16 protein-coding genes and 1 pseudogene are annotated in these 16,154 nt (G+C 40.4%); 4 read left to right on the top strand and 13 right to left on the bottom strand.

The window, feature by feature from the left end:
* Positions 1-31: 31 nt before the first annotated feature.
* From CYJ36_RS10755 to CYJ36_RS10740, 4 genes are all read right to left on the bottom strand, one after another.
* A complete protein-coding gene (locus CYJ36_RS10755) occupies positions 32-709 on the bottom strand; it encodes a uracil-DNA glycosylase (protein ID WP_101567273.1) in 678 nt (225 codons plus the stop codon).
* A 23-nt stretch (positions 710-732) separates the two neighbouring features.
* Positions 733-1,035, bottom strand: coding sequence for an ArsR/SmtB family transcription factor (locus CYJ36_RS10750; RefSeq protein ID WP_101567272.1), 303 nt, complete (start codon positions 1,033-1,035; stop codon positions 733-735).
* A 6-nt stretch (positions 1,036-1,041) separates the two neighbouring features.
* Positions 1,042-1,818 carry an SDR family NAD(P)-dependent oxidoreductase gene (locus CYJ36_RS10745; protein WP_101567271.1) on the bottom strand — a complete coding sequence of 259 codons (777 nt, stop codon included), beginning with the start codon at positions 1,816-1,818 and terminating at the stop codon, positions 1,042-1,044.
* A 287-nt stretch (positions 1,819-2,105) separates the two neighbouring features.
* The gene (locus CYJ36_RS10740; protein WP_101567270.1) at positions 2,106-2,906 is read right to left on the bottom strand and encodes a glycosyltransferase family 2 protein; all 801 of its coding nucleotides are present in this window, start codon (positions 2,904-2,906) and stop codon (positions 2,106-2,108) included.
* A gap of 166 nt (positions 2,907-3,072) precedes the next feature.
* On the opposite strand from CYJ36_RS10740, the gene CYJ36_RS10735 reads away from it, so the two are divergent.
* Both CYJ36_RS10735 and CYJ36_RS24065 read left to right on the top strand, forming a co-directional pair.
* Positions 3,073-3,390, top strand: coding sequence for a general stress protein (locus CYJ36_RS10735; RefSeq protein ID WP_101567269.1), 318 nt, complete (start codon positions 3,073-3,075; stop codon positions 3,388-3,390).
* Positions 3,391-3,628: 238 nt separating this feature from the next.
* Positions 3,629-4,381: a L,D-transpeptidase gene (locus tag CYJ36_RS24065; RefSeq protein ID WP_219621085.1), complete on the top strand. Its 753-nt coding sequence runs from the start codon at positions 3,629-3,631 to the stop codon at positions 4,379-4,381.
* Here the strand turns inward: CYJ36_RS24065 and CYJ36_RS10725 are convergent.
* Together CYJ36_RS10725 and CYJ36_RS10720 are read right to left on the bottom strand one after the other, a co-directional pair.
* Positions 4,378-5,313 carry an SDR family NAD(P)-dependent oxidoreductase gene (locus tag CYJ36_RS10725; protein WP_101567268.1) on the bottom strand — a complete coding sequence of 312 codons (936 nt, stop codon included), beginning with the start codon at positions 5,311-5,313 and terminating at the stop codon, positions 4,378-4,380. The two genes, CYJ36_RS24065 and CYJ36_RS10725, sit on opposite strands and share 4 nt — an antisense overlap.
* 47 nt (positions 5,314-5,360) lie before the next feature.
* The gene (locus CYJ36_RS10720; protein WP_101567267.1) at positions 5,361-5,933 is read right to left on the bottom strand and encodes a TetR/AcrR family transcriptional regulator; all 573 of its coding nucleotides are present in this window, start codon (positions 5,931-5,933) and stop codon (positions 5,361-5,363) included.
* Between the two features lie 170 nt (positions 5,934-6,103).
* On the opposite strand from CYJ36_RS10720, the gene CYJ36_RS10715 reads away from it, so the two are divergent.
* On the top strand, positions 6,104-6,919 hold the full coding sequence (locus CYJ36_RS10715; RefSeq protein WP_101567266.1) for a bifunctional hydroxymethylpyrimidine kinase/phosphomethylpyrimidine kinase: 816 nt from the start codon (positions 6,104-6,106) through the stop codon (positions 6,917-6,919).
* A gap of 639 nt (positions 6,920-7,558) precedes the next feature.
* On the opposite strand, the gene CYJ36_RS10710 is transcribed toward CYJ36_RS10715, so the two are convergent.
* The gene (locus CYJ36_RS10710) at positions 7,559-8,509 is read right to left on the bottom strand and encodes an aminoimidazole riboside kinase (RefSeq protein WP_101567265.1); all 951 of its coding nucleotides are present in this window, start codon (positions 8,507-8,509) and stop codon (positions 7,559-7,561) included.
* Positions 8,510-8,688: 179 nt separating this feature from the next.
* Positions 8,689-8,890: pseudogene (locus CYJ36_RS10705) on the bottom strand (PRD domain-containing protein); the annotation flags it as partial.
* 495 nt (positions 8,891-9,385) lie between these two features.
* Here CYJ36_RS10705 and CYJ36_RS10700 point away from each other — a divergent pair.
* Positions 9,386-11,794 carry a S8 family serine peptidase gene (locus CYJ36_RS10700; protein WP_101567264.1) on the top strand — a complete coding sequence of 803 codons (2,409 nt, stop codon included), beginning with the start codon at positions 9,386-9,388 and terminating at the stop codon, positions 11,792-11,794.
* A 103-nt stretch (positions 11,795-11,897) separates the two neighbouring features.
* On the opposite strand, the gene CYJ36_RS10695 is transcribed toward CYJ36_RS10700, so the two are convergent.
* The 5 genes from CYJ36_RS10695 to CYJ36_RS10675 form a co-directional block, all read right to left on the bottom strand.
* Positions 11,898-12,428, bottom strand: coding sequence for a chromate transporter (locus tag CYJ36_RS10695; protein WP_101567263.1), 531 nt, complete (start codon positions 12,426-12,428; stop codon positions 11,898-11,900).
* Positions 12,429-12,430: 2 nt separating this feature from the next.
* Entirely contained in the window at positions 12,431-12,988 is a 558-nt protein-coding gene (locus CYJ36_RS10690; RefSeq protein ID WP_101567262.1) for a chromate transporter, read from the bottom strand.
* Positions 12,989-13,013: 25 nt separating this feature from the next.
* Complete coding sequence (locus CYJ36_RS10685) at positions 13,014-14,624, bottom strand: gamma-glutamyltransferase family protein (RefSeq protein WP_101567261.1); 1,611 nt, start codon at positions 14,622-14,624, stop codon at positions 13,014-13,016.
* A gap of 174 nt (positions 14,625-14,798) precedes the next feature.
* Positions 14,799-15,248 carry an Lrp/AsnC family transcriptional regulator gene (locus CYJ36_RS10680; RefSeq protein WP_101567260.1) on the bottom strand — a complete coding sequence of 150 codons (450 nt, stop codon included), beginning with the start codon at positions 15,246-15,248 and terminating at the stop codon, positions 14,799-14,801.
* A 229-nt stretch (positions 15,249-15,477) separates the two neighbouring features.
* Complete coding sequence (locus tag CYJ36_RS10675; RefSeq protein WP_101567259.1) at positions 15,478-16,152, bottom strand: type 1 glutamine amidotransferase domain-containing protein; 675 nt, start codon at positions 16,150-16,152, stop codon at positions 15,478-15,480.
* Positions 16,153-16,154: the final 2 nt, after the last annotated feature.

Raw genomic sequence — 16,154 nt, 5'->3', positions numbered from 1 at the left:
GCAAGAGGAGGTGCAAATGCACCTCCTCTTTTTATCTATTTTCTATTTTCCAATCGATTTCATCTTGTCCCATTTCCTTTAATGCCCTATTAGCTTTTGAAAAGGGTTTGCTCCCGAAAAAGCCTTTTCTTGCCGAAAAAGGGCTCGGATGCGGTGATTCAATGACGATATGTTTAGCTGTATTAATAAGTGCTTTCTTTTCTCCAGCATGTTTTCCCCATAAAATAAAAACAACAGGCTTTTCCCGCTCGCTGAGAAGTTCAATAACACGATCTGTGAACTTTTCCCAGCCTTGCCCTTTATGTGATGCAGCCTGTCCATTTCGGACGGTTAAAACGGTATTCAGCAACAGAACTCCTTGCTTTGCCCACTTTTCAAGCGATCCATGGTTAGGAGGATCATAACCGAGATCCTGCTGCAGCTCCAGAAATATATTACGGAGAGATGGAGGCTGTTTGATTCCTACTTGCACGGAAAAGCTTAATCCATGAGCCTGATTTGGTCCATGGTAAGGATCTTGACCTAAAATCACGACTTTTACATCTTCATAAGATGTAAATTGAAGAGCATTAAACAGGTCATTTGCTGCTGGATAAATGGTTTGTGTTTCATACTCAGTCTCCAAAAAATCTCTCAGCCTTTGATAATACGTTTTTTCAAATTCGGGCTTAAGCCATTTCCACCAGCCATCATGAAGCAGCTGTTTCATATGATTTCACCCTTTCTGATCGTTTAGATGCAAGTATCTTCTACTAATGTAATTAGCTTTTTTAATAGGGTAACAGAGTCCTCAAGTGCTAATGAATAAAAACGTCTTGTGCCTTGCTGTTCTATTGAGACAAGCCCCTGATCCTTCAATATTTTCAGATGATGGGAAATGGCTGGTCTTGAAAGCTTGGACTGATCAGCAATTTCATTGACCGTCAGGCGTTCTGTTTCGGCTAACAAAAGAATAATATCCTGTCTCGCGGGGTCACCGAGAGCATGGAATAATGGGATGCATGAACGAAACGTATCAATGGCTTGTTCTCCCATTTTGCTTCACACCTTTCTTACGCGCGTTCCCTGCGTTTTACGCACAATTCCTGTTACCGTTTTACGCGGCATAAATCGTACAGCAGCTGCAAGAATTCTATTTTTAAAACCTGGGATAATCAGTGTCTGTCCTCTTTTCATTCCTGTATATGCCGCATCTGCAACGGTTTTGACATCCATTACGCCGCTTTGAAAGAGCTTGGATTGTTCGAGATTGGCACGATCGCTGAAACTTGTTTTAGTGGGACCAGGACATAAAACGTATACGGATACGCCTGTCCCTTTCAGTTCATTTTCGATTGCTTCACTAAATGATAACACATAAGCTTTTGTTGCGTAATAGACAGCCATTAATGGTCCAGGCTGAAAGGCTGCTGACGAAGCAACGTTTAAAATCTGGCCTGATTTTTTTATAATCATGTCAGGCAAAAATAGTTTAGTCAATAAAGTAATCGATTTAATGTTTAAATCAATCATGTTTAGTTCTTCTTCTGCAGACGTATTTTTAAAATCACCATATAATCCAAAGCCAGCATTGTTAATCAATACATCGACAGAAATCTTCTCCTGCTGCAATTCCTGAAATAATTCATTGACTTGTTTCATATCACTCAAATCCTTGGACTTGACGATTGCTGTCGTATTTTTAAGCTCCCCGGCAAGTTTCATTAATTTTTCTTCGTTTCTTGCCACCAAGACTAAACGGAAGCCATCTTTTGCATACTTATAAGCAAGTTCTCTCCCAATTCCATCAGAAGCTCCTGTAATTAAAACGGTTTTCATCTATAATAAACTCCTTTATTAGTTCGTTTGTTTAAATGTTTAAACATATAGTATCACAAAGGTTTTAGTAGATGCAACAATGAATAATTTTTATTATTTCCGCTTTAACATATGAAAAGCCCAAGCGCCCGTTTAGCTCAGGCATGACAGAAAAAATCCGGCATAAAAGTCCGGGTTTGACTTTTCCTCAGGATTTGTTCTGGCCGAGGAGTTGGGCGATTCCGCTCGCCTGTCAATGCGCAAAATTTTATACTTATCTCTTTAAAAAACCCCTGACAAAGCAGGAGCTAGATTAATCTTGATGCCATTGGCTCCCCGTCCCAAACTAGTAAGCTAAGTGCTTCTCTCGCTTTTAATTCAGGCTCTTCTAAAAGTACGAAGAAATTTTTTTGAGGAAGTTCACCCAGTTTGTGCTTCTCACTAAGCTTTTCAAGAAATGATTGTCTTCTTTCATTTAAATCTGAGGACTGATTATTGCCTTTTTCGGAGAAAGCATAAATGACGCTTGCCACTGGGACACGTTTCACTTGGAATTTCTCTAAAACTCTTAAAAAGAAATCCCAGTCCCAGTAATTATGTACATCAGGATCAAAATAGCCGATTACTTCATGAATTTCTTTTAAGTACAAGCTTCCTGACGGGACATAGGTTGAGAAGCGCCTCATCTCCCCAGGATCAAATGTATACGCAAATAATCTTCGGCTTATTGGAACACGAACGTTATTTTCAAGAGCAAAGTCGACAATCTCGACGTCTGAATAAACAAGGTGGGCATCTGATAATTCCCGCACCATTCTTTCTATATGTTCTGGTGTTAAAAAATCATCATCATCACAAAGCATAATCACATTGCCCTCTGCCTGTTTAATTCCAATATTGCGGGCGTGGACATGGCCTGCATTTTCTTCTAATGCAACAATCAGAATCGGCAGCTCCGGATAGGCTTCTTTCAGAACATCAATCGGCTCTCCGCCATCGTTTACAATAATGATTTCATGTGGCTGATGTGTCTGGCGTGCGAGTGATTCTACCAGTTCGGCCAAAATGAAAAGTCGGTTATAGGTTGCAATAACAACAGAAACACGCATTTGAATCTCCTCATTTCTTCTATTATTCCTATTGCCTATTAAAGCACAAAGTGGAAAGAATTTCTCTAGGCTCATACTTTAGACTCATTTATTAAAGAGTTTGTTTTTAATTGCATTTCTTTGGGTATTTATTTACTATCAGCACAATTAAAGGAGAGAGATTAATATGAAAACATTTGTAGTTGAAAATGGGATTCAAGCAACTGAAAAAATCAATCACCTTGAAGTTGAAGGGTTTGTGAAAGACGATATCTATTTATTCGCACATGACCCGAGCCGTTCAAAGCATCTCACTTCCGGCACAGATACGGAAAGTGTAGGCATTTCAGAACAAGGCGTGTTTTCTTCAATGAAAAATGTATTCCGTTCACGCGGTGATGAACTGCGTTCAAAAATGGTTTCCCTTGGCTTAACCGAGAACGAAGCAGCGCATATGGAAGAAGAACTTGATAAAGGCAAAGTCGTTATCGTAGCACACCAATAATAAGTACAATCTATATTTCCCCCTACTAATATAGATGTATAGGCGGGTCTCATTTCACATGAGACCCGCCTTTTTTGTATTGTGGGAATTTATTATTAACATTTGGAACAATTTTACTTTTCGTTACGTTTAATGGATTGAAAGAAAGTTTACTATCTCGAAAGGAAGATTTAGCATGATCTGCATTCTTTGTCTGTTAATGTTCTTTTGAAATAAAGATAAAAGGGGAATAGATAGAATGAAAAAGTGGTTTTTGATGTTCACGATGCTTATTCTGCTTGCATCATTTGTGCTCCCGGTAAAAGCTGCAGGCACCTCACAGCTGATCATTATTAATAAAAGCACAAATAAGCTCGCTTTTTTTAACAGCGGAAAGCTCGTCAAAGTATTTCATGTCGCAACAGGGAGAGATAACTCATTTACTCCGGAAGGGACATTTCCGATTGTTAATAAAATAAAAAATCGTCCCTATTATAAGGACAACATTCCAGGCGGCGATAAACGAAATCCGCTTGGAGATCGCTGGCTCGGCCTTAATGCTCTAGGAACAAACGGAACAACATATGCCATCCATGGAAATAACAATCCAAATTCCATCGGAACATATGCAAGCGCTGGCTGTGTTCGGATGCATAATGAGGAAATCCGCTATTTATTCGATCAAGTAAAAACAGGCACCTCTGTCATCATACTGCACTCAAACCAATCCTTTGAAGCAATTGCCGCAGCTAACAACTATCCACACACAGTTCCTGCTGACACTAAACCTGTTCAAGAAAAACCAAAAGCACCAGCTCCTCCTAAAGAAGAACCGAAAAAAGAAGCTCCCCCTGCACCAAAAGAAGAGCCAAAACCGGCAGTTCCAGAAGCTAAGCCAGAAAAACCGGACCCTTTGGCATGTATAAAAAACAAAATTCAAGGCCGCATCTATTTTCCAGAGATCCACCTAAAAATGGATGTTTCTTGTCCGATTAAAACCAGCGAGGTTTAATTGCTGGTTTTTTTCATGGCAGAAATTGCAGCTCTTATCCCTTTTTCATATGGTGTTCTTGGGAGTGTGCCAATTTCCCTTTCATATTTTGATCCTGATAAAAGAACAGGTTTTTCAGTCAAGTACATCATTTCAACCGACTCCCTCATCATTTTGTCGAAAATGCCCAGGAAGGATATCATACCTTTCTTGACTGACATCACTTTCTTGCGGTAGCCTGTTGCCTCCCGAACAATGCCAATAAATTCATGACCAGTCATCGTGCCGGCACCAGGAATATTCCAATTCTGCCTGTAAGCATGAGGTGTGAGTGCCAGCTCTACCGCTGCCTTTGCACCATCTGGAGTATAGATATACTCTCTGGCAAGGTTTAGAGCACCAACAAATTGAGAGGACCGATTCTGAAGAATTTGGCTTAAGGTAAAGTGAATATACGTATTTTCAGCGTTTGGTCCATAATAATCCGGGAAGTGGATGACAAGATACGGAATATTTGCTTCCTGCACCATTTTTTCAAGCTGAAGTCTGATTTTCCCCTTTTTCGTGTGCGGATTTTTTAGGGCTTCCTCTGTGACAGGTACTGACTGTTTTCCATATGCATAGATGTTGTCAGCCAGAATGAGGTTAGCGCCCTCTTCTTTGACAGCTGCTATCACGTTTTTCATAATGATTGGATGACCATTTGTCCATTCTGGATAAGGAATATTTATGCTATGAAAAATAAACTCCTTCTCTTTGCATACTTGTTTAACATCCATTTCAATTGAAGCGTCGCCTGGCTGAATCATCACCTCTTTAATATGGCCAAAAAGCTCTTTTAATCTCTTTTCATTTCTCGCAAATGCTGTAACAGAAAATCCTCTGCTTACAAGCTCCATGACCAGTGCATAGCCCATTCCGCCAGATGCTCCCAATACAACTGCATTTTTCATTATACGTCCTCCTTTTATTAACCACTGTTCAATTAATGGTAAAAAAATTAAGTGATTCCCCTCAGCAAAAATAAAACATGTGACTTCATCAATGGTTCAATCTCTTCAAATGTCATTTTGGTTTTACAGTAATGGGTCACAAACCCATGCAAGGATAAAAAAACAGACCAGATTAAATTCACATTTACTTTACGATCAGATAATGTATAAATCGCCTGTGCGAATTTCTCATAACTCATATTCGGTTCATGGATCAAGTAGCTTATTACCTCTTCATCCTTCGTTAAAAACATAAGTTCATACTGACTTTGATTTTTTAATCCAAATTCAATATATCCTTCAAGTATTTTTTTTGTTTTTTCTTTGTTATCTATGTCCCCACGATTTAATACTTCATCAAGCTTTTCATCCAACAGCCTGAAATCTGCTTTCACAAGCGCGTAAAAGAGCTCTGCTTTGTTTTTAAAATGATAATAGATGGCTCCGTGGCTGTAATTCAGTTCATTCGCAATCTGTCTCATGGAAACATTCTGATAGCCTTTTTCATTAAATAATTCATGTGCAGCATCCATAATAGATTCCCGTGTAAGTTCTTGGTCGACTGCTCTTCTTGCTGCCAAGTTTATCACCTCACCTTAATTAACCACTGTTCAATAATAGTATATGGTTATCTTATCCATTTTGCAAGCAGGAATATCACATAATGGCTAACCTTTTTCGAAATTGATATAATAGCTATGAGGGAATAGATTAGATTTGTTCAATCACCTGGATGGAGGTACTAACACATATGACAATGAAAAAAGCCTTAACATTTGCTGGATCAGATAGCAGCGGCGGTGCCGGTATTCAGGCAGATTTAAAGACATTTCAGGAGCGCGGCGTATATGGAATGACGGCATTGACGGTCGTTGTAGCAATGGATCCTGACAATGAGTGGCATCATCAAGTATTTCCCGTGGAATTAGATACAATTAGAGCTCAGTCGGCAACCATCGTAGAAGGCATTGGTGTAGATGCAATGAAAACCGGCATGCTTCCAACTGTTGATATTATTAAACTTGCGGCTGAAACGATCAAGAAAAACAACCTGGAAAATGTCGTAGTCGATCCTGTGATGGTTTGCAAAGGAGCAGATGAAGTACTTTACCCTGACCTTGCGGATGCCTTGCGCGAAATTCTGACACCACTTGCTACTGTTGTGACTCCGAACTTGTTTGAAGCAGGACAGCTAAGCGGCATCGGAACCATTACAACCGTTGATCAAATGAAAGAAGCAGCCGTTAAAATCTTTGATCTTGGAGCAAAATACGTGCTTGTCAAAGGCGGCGGCAAACTGCAGCATGAAAAAGCCATCGATGTTCTCTATGACGGAACCGAATTTCAAATCCTTGAAGGCGAGCGCATTGATACTCCTTACACACATGGTGCAGGCTGTACTTATTCAGCTGCAATCACTGCTGAACTTGCAAAAGGCGCATCTGTCAAAGAAGCTATTTATACAGCTAAAGAGTTTATCACAGCGGCAATTCGTCATTCCTTCCCTCTTAATGAGTACGTTGGACCGACAAACCATGCTGCCCTTCGTTTATATGAAAGTGAATAAAGATAACCGGCCTTTGATGGCCGGTTTTTTTCTTTTATAAGTGCAGATTTAAATTGGCACATTTCAGCATGTTTAGAAATGACATATTTCACTCATCTATTTGATGTTTTCATTCTTCAGATTTCCATTAAGTATTCGCACCTCTCGGAACCCCTTAGGGTAATTTTCCAAAAATCGGACGATATATGCCCAAAATTTTAATTATTTCATCCCCAAAAGAGAATTATATGCCCGAAAATTCCTACATAAAGAAAATTCGATTTAATTCGACATATTTTCATCCCGTTTGATCAGAAAAATACCCTACTCTCCCTCATATCTCCCCTTATTATCCGCTAGACACAATTCACTAATGGGAATCGAAAAACTCTCATTTACACAAACAAAAAAGACTGCCATCCAAACGGCAGTATTCCCCTTTATAATAGGTCCCATATTTTCAAATCACATACCGATTCCCTTTTAGAAGAAAACACTTACATCTTTCTCCTCCATTTCCGGGAACATTCTCACGGTATAAACCTCTCTCCATCATCTATGAGTACTTCAATTGAAGATGTATCTACAAATAGTTGAAGCTAGTTTAATTCAGCTAATCTGCATTGCCTTGATTCAGGCAGACCGTCAGCATCACTGCCTTTACGCTTTCATTAAAATATCATGTACTTCTTGAAGTGCCGGCAGAGCAGTCATTGCCCCTTTATTCGATGCAGCAAGACCTCCTGAAACGCTTGCGAATCTTCCAATCTCTGTTAAATCTTTTTCCGAAAGATCACCTAGCTCGCCCTCGTATTCGCTTAATTGATATAAAATACCTGAAACAAAAGCATCTCCGGCTCCAGTCGTGTCGACTGCATTCACTTTCATTGCTTTTATTCTCGCAGTCGCATTCCTAGTAAAAGCATAGCTTCCTTCGCTTCCCACCGTCACTAACAGCAATGGGATTTGATACACAGAAAGCTTTTCTACACCCTTTTCAATTGTTTTTTCTCCAGTTAAAAATTCAAGTTCTTCTTCAGAAATTTTAATCAGATCTGCTGAATCAAACATGGATAAAATCGTTTCACGTGCAACTTCCTCATTTTCCCATAAGCTCATTCTCAAATTTGGATCGTACGAAACTAGCATTTTATTTTTTCTTGCAAGCTTAACTGCTTTGATTGTGGCACTCCTTGACGGCTCACTGATCATCGAAATGGAACCATAATGAAGAATTTTGCTGCTGGCGAAAAGGGATTCGTTCAATTCATCACTTGTTAAAAAACGATCTGCACTTGGATCGATATAAAAATCAAAACTGCGCTCCCCATTTTCAGCCAGTGTCACAAAAACAGCGCCTGTTCTTGCTTCATCTGTTAACAGCATGTGTTCTGTATTTACTTGATATGATTCTAATGTATCTTTTAAGAATGTTCCTAGCACATCGTTGCCGACTTTTCCAAGAAAGACTGATTGTGCACCTAATCTGGCTAAGCCAACTGCAACGTTAGCCGGTGCACCTCCGGGGCTCTTTTGATAGATTAAGTTATCTGAATCAACTGGAATAAAATCAATCAATGCTTCTCCCAAGCTGATAATTCCTTTTTTCATATACGTCTCTCCTCTCAAACTAAAAGAATAATCAGGCATCACATTGCCTGATTTTTTAGTTATAGCTTACTTAATAGTTCTATTCAATAGCAAGTCTTACTTTGTTTCTTCCTCCTTTCATTTAAGAAGAAGAGGTGCGATATAGGGCCTGCTACTGCACTCAGGAATCCAATTATTTATCCAAGCTTTTCTTTCACCTTTTGGGATGCCCGTAATCCGATCTCAAATTCCTTTTTATACAGCACTTTTTATTTCATTCAGCAGCTTATTTTGAATTTGATAGCTCTGCTGAATTCTCTCAATTGCCAATGATAGATGGCCTGTCAGCGCAATATGAATATGATTGCTTAAGGGTGTCAAGAGCTGCCCACCCGAGTACGACTGCTGCATTATTGTTTAAGATTTTATAAATTTTCAAATGTTTTTCCACTCCTGGGAATATTGTCTTATCTTTTCATCATGCCAAAAATGAAGGCAATGTACAAATTAGAAAGATCTATGTAAATTCATGTAAACGCAGCACAAAGATAGTGTAAACGTTTTAAAAAAATTCGGTAAATTTTTAGATATTCACACGTTATTCCACAATCCGACAACAGTTATCAACAGAAGTTATCAACATATCCACAATTTCTATCCACATTTTGTGTGGGTACAATTGTTCGCCACTATATATATATCGCTTTTATAATTATGCACAGGGCTGTTGATAAGTGAAACAGGCCAAAAGTACGGACACTCTTTTTTCTAAAATAATCCATTATACTCAAGGAAAATCATTACAATTAACTGAATACTTGTAATGTTCTAAATAATAAAGAGGAGGAAATTATTGTACTGCCGCTTCGCACTTTAAAAAGGGAGAGGATTACTTTAATGAAAAAAGGATTCATCAAATCAATTGCTGTTTCATCTGCGATTCTTCTGTCACTGTCTACATTCGGACTCGGCGCAGCAGCTCAAACAAAAGCACCTGCACAGCCTCAGTTGGCAAAAACTTATGGAGACCTTAATATCCAATCTTCAAAGAAAACGACTGTCATTGTAGAACTAAAAGAAAAATCTGTGGCTGAAGCCAAACAAGACGGAAAAGCACAAACAAAAGAAAATCTGAAAAGAGTGCGTGATGGAGTTAAGACTAAAGCAGCAAAACAAGTAAAATCAGCTAAAATCAATCGGGAATACGATCATGTTTTCTCAGGTTTTTCTATAGAGTTACCAGCCAATGAAATTCCAAAACTACTGGCGCTCCCAGAAGTAAAAGCTGTTTATCCAAACGTAGAGTACAAAGTAACGCTTGATAAGGCGGGACCTCTTGTTGATAAGGATGCATACAGTCCGCAAATGTTAAATAGCGCTCCTTACATAGGTGCAAATGAAGCATGGGAAACAGGTTTTACAGGGAAAGGAATTAAAGTAGCCGTTATTGATACTGGGGTGGATTACACACATCCTGATCTTAAAGGAAGCTTCAAAAAATATAAAGGCTATGACTTTGTAGATGATGACAATGATCCGCAAGAAACACCTAAAGGAGATCTTCGCGGAGAAGAAACCATTCATGGGACACACGTAGCTGGAACTGTTGCTGCTGACGGCGGAATTAAAGGCGTGGCTCCGGACGCTCAGCTGCTGGGCTATCGAGTGCTTGGTCCTGGTGGTTCCGGCTCAACAGAAGATGTTGTAGCCGGAATTGAGAAAGCTGTAGAAGATGGCGCAAATGTGATGAACTTGTCTTTAGGCAATTCAGTTAATGACCCAGACTGGGCTACAAGCATTGCGCTTGATTGGGCGATGGCTGAAGGTGTAGTTGCAGTAACTTCTAACGGAAACAGCGGTCCTGATAATTGGACAGTCGGTTCTCCAGGTACTTCAAGAGAAGCCATTTCTGTAGGTGCTACCCAGCTTCCTTACAATGTTTACAATGCCGTTTTTGCAGGATATGAATCTGCTAAAGTGATGGGCTTCCCTAGTGATGAAGCGCTGCTTGCTTTAAGCGGAAAAGAAGTTGAGCTTATGTTTGCAGGTCTTGGCCAGCCTGCTGACTTTGCAGGCAAAGATTTCAAAGGCAAAGTTGCTGTTATCTCCCGCGGGGGCGGAATCCCATTCGTTGATAAAGCTACAGCTGCTAAAGCTGCTGGTGCCATTGGAGCGGTTATTTATAATAATGTTGCAGGTGAAGTTCCGGATGTAGCTGGCTTAGCCGTACCGAGTGTTAAATTAACAGCTGCTGACGGGGCTAAGCTTGTTGAACAGCTTAATAGCGGCAATAATAAAACAACGTTCTCGTTTACTTTTGCTAAAAAAGTAGATGAAACCGTTGCTGACTTCTCATCCCGCGGACCTGTTGTTGATACGTGGATGATCAAACCGGACGTATCGGCTCCTGGAGTCAATATTGTCAGTACTGTTCCAACCCATAATCCAGAAGATCCATATGGATATGCACCACTGCAAGGAACAAGCATGGCTTCACCGCATGTAGCTGGAACAGCGGCTCTTTTACTTCAGGCTCATAAGAACTGGGATCCTGAAGATGTAAAAGGTGCCCTTATGAATACAGCTAAAAATTTGTACAATCCCGATAAAATTTTGTATCCGCACAATACACAAGGTGCCGGAAGCATTCGTGTTGTGGATGCCTTGAATGCTAAAACACTTGTTACACCCGGCAGCCATTCTTTCGGTGTCTTTGCTAAGGAAAAAGGCAAGCAGCACGAAAACGAGTTCTTTACTATTAAAAACGAATCAAATAAAACAAAAACATACAGCTTTGACGTTCAATTCAAAAATGGCAACAGCGGCATTACTGTCTTGCCGCAAAGGAACCTGAAGGTCAAACCTAACAGTTCACGTCAAATTAACTTCAGCGTAATCGTCGATGCTTCCAAGCTTCCACCAGGATATCACGAAGGAACACTTACAGTCAGTGATGGCAAAGCAGAAACTGAAGTTCCAACCATCCTTTTCGTTCAAGAGCCTGACTACCCTCGCGTCGCGCTATTTGGAACAACAGCTCTTGGCGGCAATAACTTTGAGTTTGAAGTTCACCTGCCTGGCGGAGCGGAGGAACTGCAATTCTGGGTATACAGTGAAGATTTAGGAACCTATTATGGAAATGCAGCTGTTTATAACAATGTTGCAAAAGGGTTCCAAACGTATAAGTGGAATGGCAAAATCAACAACCTGAATCTCCCTCCAGGAAAGTATCAGCTCTTTGCTTATGCGGTTAAAAACGGCAAAGAAGATTACCTGTATAACGGAGAACCCATTACAATTGAATAGCATGCCTAAAACCCCTTGCGTAAAACAGTGCAAGGGGTTTTTTGAAATGGTTTGTACAGGCCGCATTTCTTATTTTCATTCTTACTAAAGCGTGGATAGGGACTTAAGATAAAAAAACCGCTCCATATACAAGAGCTCCGGCAATGACGAATGCTGGATGCACCTTCATTTTTTCAAGCAATAAAAAGCTCAGAACAAAGAGCAGCAAGGTATGCCAAATTCCAAAGCCGATGTACGCATTTTGCAAAAATTGATAGGTCATTACACCGAGCATGACCCCTATTACAGGTCTGACAATCGTTGATAGCCTTTTCACCTGTGGAGATTCCTTGTATTTCATTAAGACTCTCAAGAGGATCAGCATAAGGATGAGTGATGGAGCAATCGTAGCGAATAATCCGACAGCTGCCCCGAGCCATCCGCCCTGCTGATAGCCTATCAAACCCGCCATTTTTGTTGCAATTGGACCGGGAAGTGCGTTCCCAAGTGCAAGTGTCTCACTGAATTCGCTGACGGTCTGCCATTCATAGCGATCAACAACTTCTTTTTCAATAAGCGGAATGGAAGCTGGTCCGCCTCCATAGCCAAGGATGCCCGGCAGGAAAAAAGCCAAAAAAATATGCCAGTAAATCATGATTACGTCCCCTTTGTTTTCTCATGCACTTTTGGTTTATAAAAAATGGCCCATAACAATAAGATGCCAATTAATATTCCAGGATGCAGATGGAAAACTTCCATGCAGATAAGTGCAGCTGCCATAATGATGATATTTTTAAACCAGCCGTAAGATTGAGTTGATTTTTTGGCAAAGTCCCATGTAAGGCTCAAGAGCATAACAGCGACTACAGGCAATACAGCTTTAGACATCCAGCTTACCCAAGCCTCATCTTTGTATGCATTTAGTGTTGTCAGAAGAAAAATCATCAGGAAAACGGTTGGAAGTACAGTTGCAATTATAGCATTCAGCATGCCAAGATAGCCTCCGATCCGATACCCGATGTAACCAGCCATCTTCGTTGCAATTGGGCCGGGAAGTGTATTTCCCAGAGCCAGAACATCTGAAAATTCTTCATCATTCATCCATTTGAACCGTCCTACCACTTCCTTATGTACAAGCGGAATGGTTGATGGACCTCCTCCAAATCCAAGCATGCCAGATCTGAAAAATGCGACAAAAATATTCCATTGTAACATAGCTGCATCACCTCATTTACTCTAGTTACCAAGCTGCAATAGATCCATCTGCCCTCGGCTCAGTTCCGCCTGTCAGCACACCTGTTTCGGCGTCTCTCCAAATAATCTGGCCCCGTCCAAATTGACCAGTATCAACTGTTATTTGAACTTGATGTCCTTTTCTCGCTAATGCTTGAGCAAGATGAGAGGGAAATTGAGGCTCTACAAGGATCTTTTTCCCTTCTATCCATTGCCAGCGCGGTGCATCAAGAGCCGCCTGCGGATGCAGGCGAAAATCGATCGTGTTCATAACAACCTGCATATGCCCTTGCGGCTGCATGTATCCTCCCATTACTCCAAACGGACCTACCGCCTGATTGTTCTTTGTCATAAAGCCAGGAATGATTGTGTGATATGTTTTCTTACCAGGCTTCAAGGCGTTTGGATGTGTTTCATCAAGAGAAAAATCATGTCCGCGATTCTGCATTGCGATTCCTGTCCCAGGAATTACGATACCGGAACCAAATCCCATGTAGTTGCTTTGAATGAATGATATCATGTTTCCTTCCCCATCAGCGGCGGCTAAATAAACGGTGCCGCCTCTTGCGGGCTTATAGGGCTGCGGTTCGATCGCATGATCCCCTATTTCGAGCCGCCTTTTTTCTCCATAACTTTCAGATAATAACTCTTCTGTTGTCATCTCCATTGCTTTTGGATCTGTTACATATGCTTTCCCATCTGTAAAAGCGAGTTTCATCGCTTCAATTTGCTTGTGATAGGTATCCGCACTTTCCTTTTCATTAATAGGAATGCTTTTTATAATATTTAATCCAAGCAAAGCTACAATTCCCTGTCCATTAGGGGGGATTTCCCAAATATCATACCCTTTGTAATGCACTGAAATAGGATCGACCCATTCTGCCTCATAAGCTGCAAGATCTTCTTTTGACAAGTAACCTCCATGTTTTTGAATAAAAGCAGTCATTTCTTCAGCTAACCTGCCTCGATAAAAGCTTTCTCCGTTTGTTTCCGCAATTTCCTTAAGAGTTGCGGCATGATCCGGGGAACGCCAAACTTCTCCAATCTTAGGAGCCCGGTTATCTGGAGCAAATGTCTTAAACCATGCCTCGAATTCGTCCCCAGTTAGGACTGTTTTATATTTTTCATAAGCAAGAGACCAATATTTTCCGAGAATAGGTGTTAAAGGATAACCTTCTTCTGCGAATGCGATAGCTGGAGCAAGAACCTCTCTAAATGGAAGCCGTCCAAAACGCTTTGATAGTTTTGTCCATGCCGAAGGTGCACCAGGAACTGTAATTGGAGCAGTGCCATGAGCGGGCATCTGAGAGTACCCTTTCGCTTTCATAGCTTCAATTGATAGAGATGCAGGAGCAGGCCCGCTTGCATTCAAACCGTAAAGGCTTCCGTTCGTCCATACTAATGCAAATGCATCTCCTCCAATTCCATTAGATGTCGGCTCAAGCACAGTAAGCGCAGCAGCTGTGGCAATCGCTGCATCAATTGCATTTCCCCCCTTCTTTAAAATATCAAGACCTGCCTGCGCAGCAAGTGGCTGAGAAGTAGCAACCATTCCATTTTTCGCAAATATGGTCTGTCTTTGCGATGGGTATGGGTGATTTAGATAATCAAAGTGCATGGAACCTCTCTCCTTCATAATGTATTTATATATACCAAAATCTATCCTTTTGTTAAGTATTTTGATAAAATCAATTTACATTTGTAAAAACATCATGTTAGTTTCGATTATATCTGAATAAGTTAAATATTCAATCTTTTTACATAAAATAAAAAATGATACTAATGAAGCAATCTACAATTTTAAACCATTCCGGCTTTTAAACCTTCGCAGCAAGATATGGCTTTCTACTCTCGTTATTCCCTCTAACGCGTATAATTCATGATTAATAAATTTTTCAAGAGCGGTGAAATCCTCAACTAGAACATGCATATGCAGAGTGCTTGGTCCTGTCTTTTGATAACAGCTTGCAACCTTTGGATTGTCTGCCAGTGTTTGAGCAACTTCTATTAAAAAGGCTGGCTCGCAATCTACCTCAAAAAAAGCTGACACAGCTTTTCCAACTTTTTCAGAATTAACCACAACCGTGAACCTTTCGATAACACCGGCATTCATTAATTGATTAACCCGCTCCCTCACAGCAACTCTGGACAGTTCTAATTCTTTTCCGATTTCTACATATGATAAGCGGCCATTGTCTGTTAGCAGTTTTATTATCTTTCGATCGATTTCATCAATCTTCAATCCGTATCACCCCATTTTTTGTGAAATCATTGTATACCATGATTATAAATCAAATTAGACTTTTTCTGAAAAGTTTGTCAAAATATATTTGTTTCTGTACTAAAGGTTTCCATTGTTCCTCAAAAAAAGTTCCACGTGGAACATAATGCAACAAAAAAAGACCTATTAAGGTCTTTTTCAGCACATTATTCACAGAATATCTTAGTCTTAGTCGTCTTAAACTGGAATCTTACTTTCCGTTAATCTGCGTTAAGACACGGATAAATTCTTTAGCCGTATTTACACTGGATTGCGGATTTTGTCCGGTAACCAGCTTTCCATCCACTTCGACATGATCTGTGAATTTTGGAGTTGTAATAAACTTAGCCCCAAGCTCTGTCAGCTTTGTCTCCAATAGAAAAGGCATGAATTGATCTAATCCCGTATCTGCTTCCTCCTCATTTGTGAAGCCAGTCAATTTTCTCCCTTCCACAAAAGGCTTTCCATTTGATAGAACTGGTCCTGCAAACCCTGCAGGTCCATGGCATACGGCTCCTATTACTTTGTCTGATTCAGCGAAATGAACGATTAATTCCTGCAATTTTTGATTAGCCGGAAAATCGAACATGGTGCCATGTCCCCCAGGAAGAAAGATAGCTGCATACTCTTCTCCGTCGATTTGATCTAATACTTCAGTTTCTTTCAGCTGGCTGATTGCCTCTGACCATTCCATAGGCTGCCCGCCTTCTAAGCTGTTTGGATCAAGAGGAATGTTTCCTCCCTTTGGACTTGCAGTTGTGACTTCATATCCGTAATTTGTGAACTCCATATATGGTTCTGCAAATTCTGAGAGCCAAAGTCCAGTTTTATGATCATCTGTTATTTTATCTGCTGTTGTAACGACAACGAGTATTTTTTCTGCCATTT

It is taken from the genome of Bacillus sp. UMB0893 (genome assembly GCF_002858905.1).
GTDB lineage: Bacteria > Bacillota > Bacilli > Bacillales > Bacillaceae > Bacillus_P.
The sequence above is the reverse complement of the archived record's forward strand: the minus strand, read 5'-3'. Positions and strand labels throughout refer to the sequence as shown.

Coding starts and splice junctions, on each gene's coding strand:
- CYJ36_RS10700 (WP_101567264.1), top strand. CDS start 9,386: ATGAAAAAAGGATTCATCAAATCAATTGCTGTTTCATCTGCGATTCTT.
- CYJ36_RS10675 (WP_101567259.1), bottom strand. CDS start 16,152: ATGGCAGAAAAAATACTCGTTGTCGTTACAACAGCAGATAAAATAACA.
- CYJ36_RS10710 (WP_101567265.1), bottom strand. CDS start 8,509: ATGAAAAAAGGAATTATCAGCTTGGGAGAAGCATTGATTGATTTTATT.
- CYJ36_RS10715 (WP_101567266.1), top strand. CDS start 6,104: ATGACAATGAAAAAAGCCTTAACATTTGCTGGATCAGATAGCAGCGGC.
- CYJ36_RS10695 (WP_101567263.1), bottom strand. CDS start 12,428: ATGATTTACTGGCATATTTTTTTGGCTTTTTTCCTGCCGGGCATCCTT.
- CYJ36_RS10755 (WP_101567273.1), bottom strand. CDS start 709: ATGAAACAGCTGCTTCATGATGGCTGGTGGAAATGGCTTAAGCCCGAA.
- CYJ36_RS10745 (WP_101567271.1), bottom strand. CDS start 1,818: ATGAAAACCGTTTTAATTACAGGAGCTTCTGATGGAATTGGGAGAGAA.
- CYJ36_RS10750 (WP_101567272.1), bottom strand. CDS start 1,035: ATGGGAGAACAAGCCATTGATACGTTTCGTTCATGCATCCCATTATTC.
- CYJ36_RS10725 (WP_101567268.1), bottom strand. CDS start 5,313: ATGAAAAATGCAGTTGTATTGGGAGCATCTGGCGGAATGGGCTATGCA.
- CYJ36_RS10690 (WP_101567262.1), bottom strand. CDS start 12,988: ATGTTACAATGGAATATTTTTGTCGCATTTTTCAGATCTGGCATGCTT.
- CYJ36_RS10735 (WP_101567269.1), top strand. CDS start 3,073: ATGAAAACATTTGTAGTTGAAAATGGGATTCAAGCAACTGAAAAAATC.
- CYJ36_RS10740 (WP_101567270.1), bottom strand. CDS start 2,906: ATGCGTGTTTCTGTTGTTATTGCAACCTATAACCGACTTTTCATTTTG.
- CYJ36_RS10685 (WP_101567261.1), bottom strand. CDS start 14,624: ATGCACTTTGATTATCTAAATCACCCATACCCATCGCAAAGACAGACC.
- CYJ36_RS24065 (WP_219621085.1), top strand. CDS start 3,629: ATGAAAAAGTGGTTTTTGATGTTCACGATGCTTATTCTGCTTGCATCA.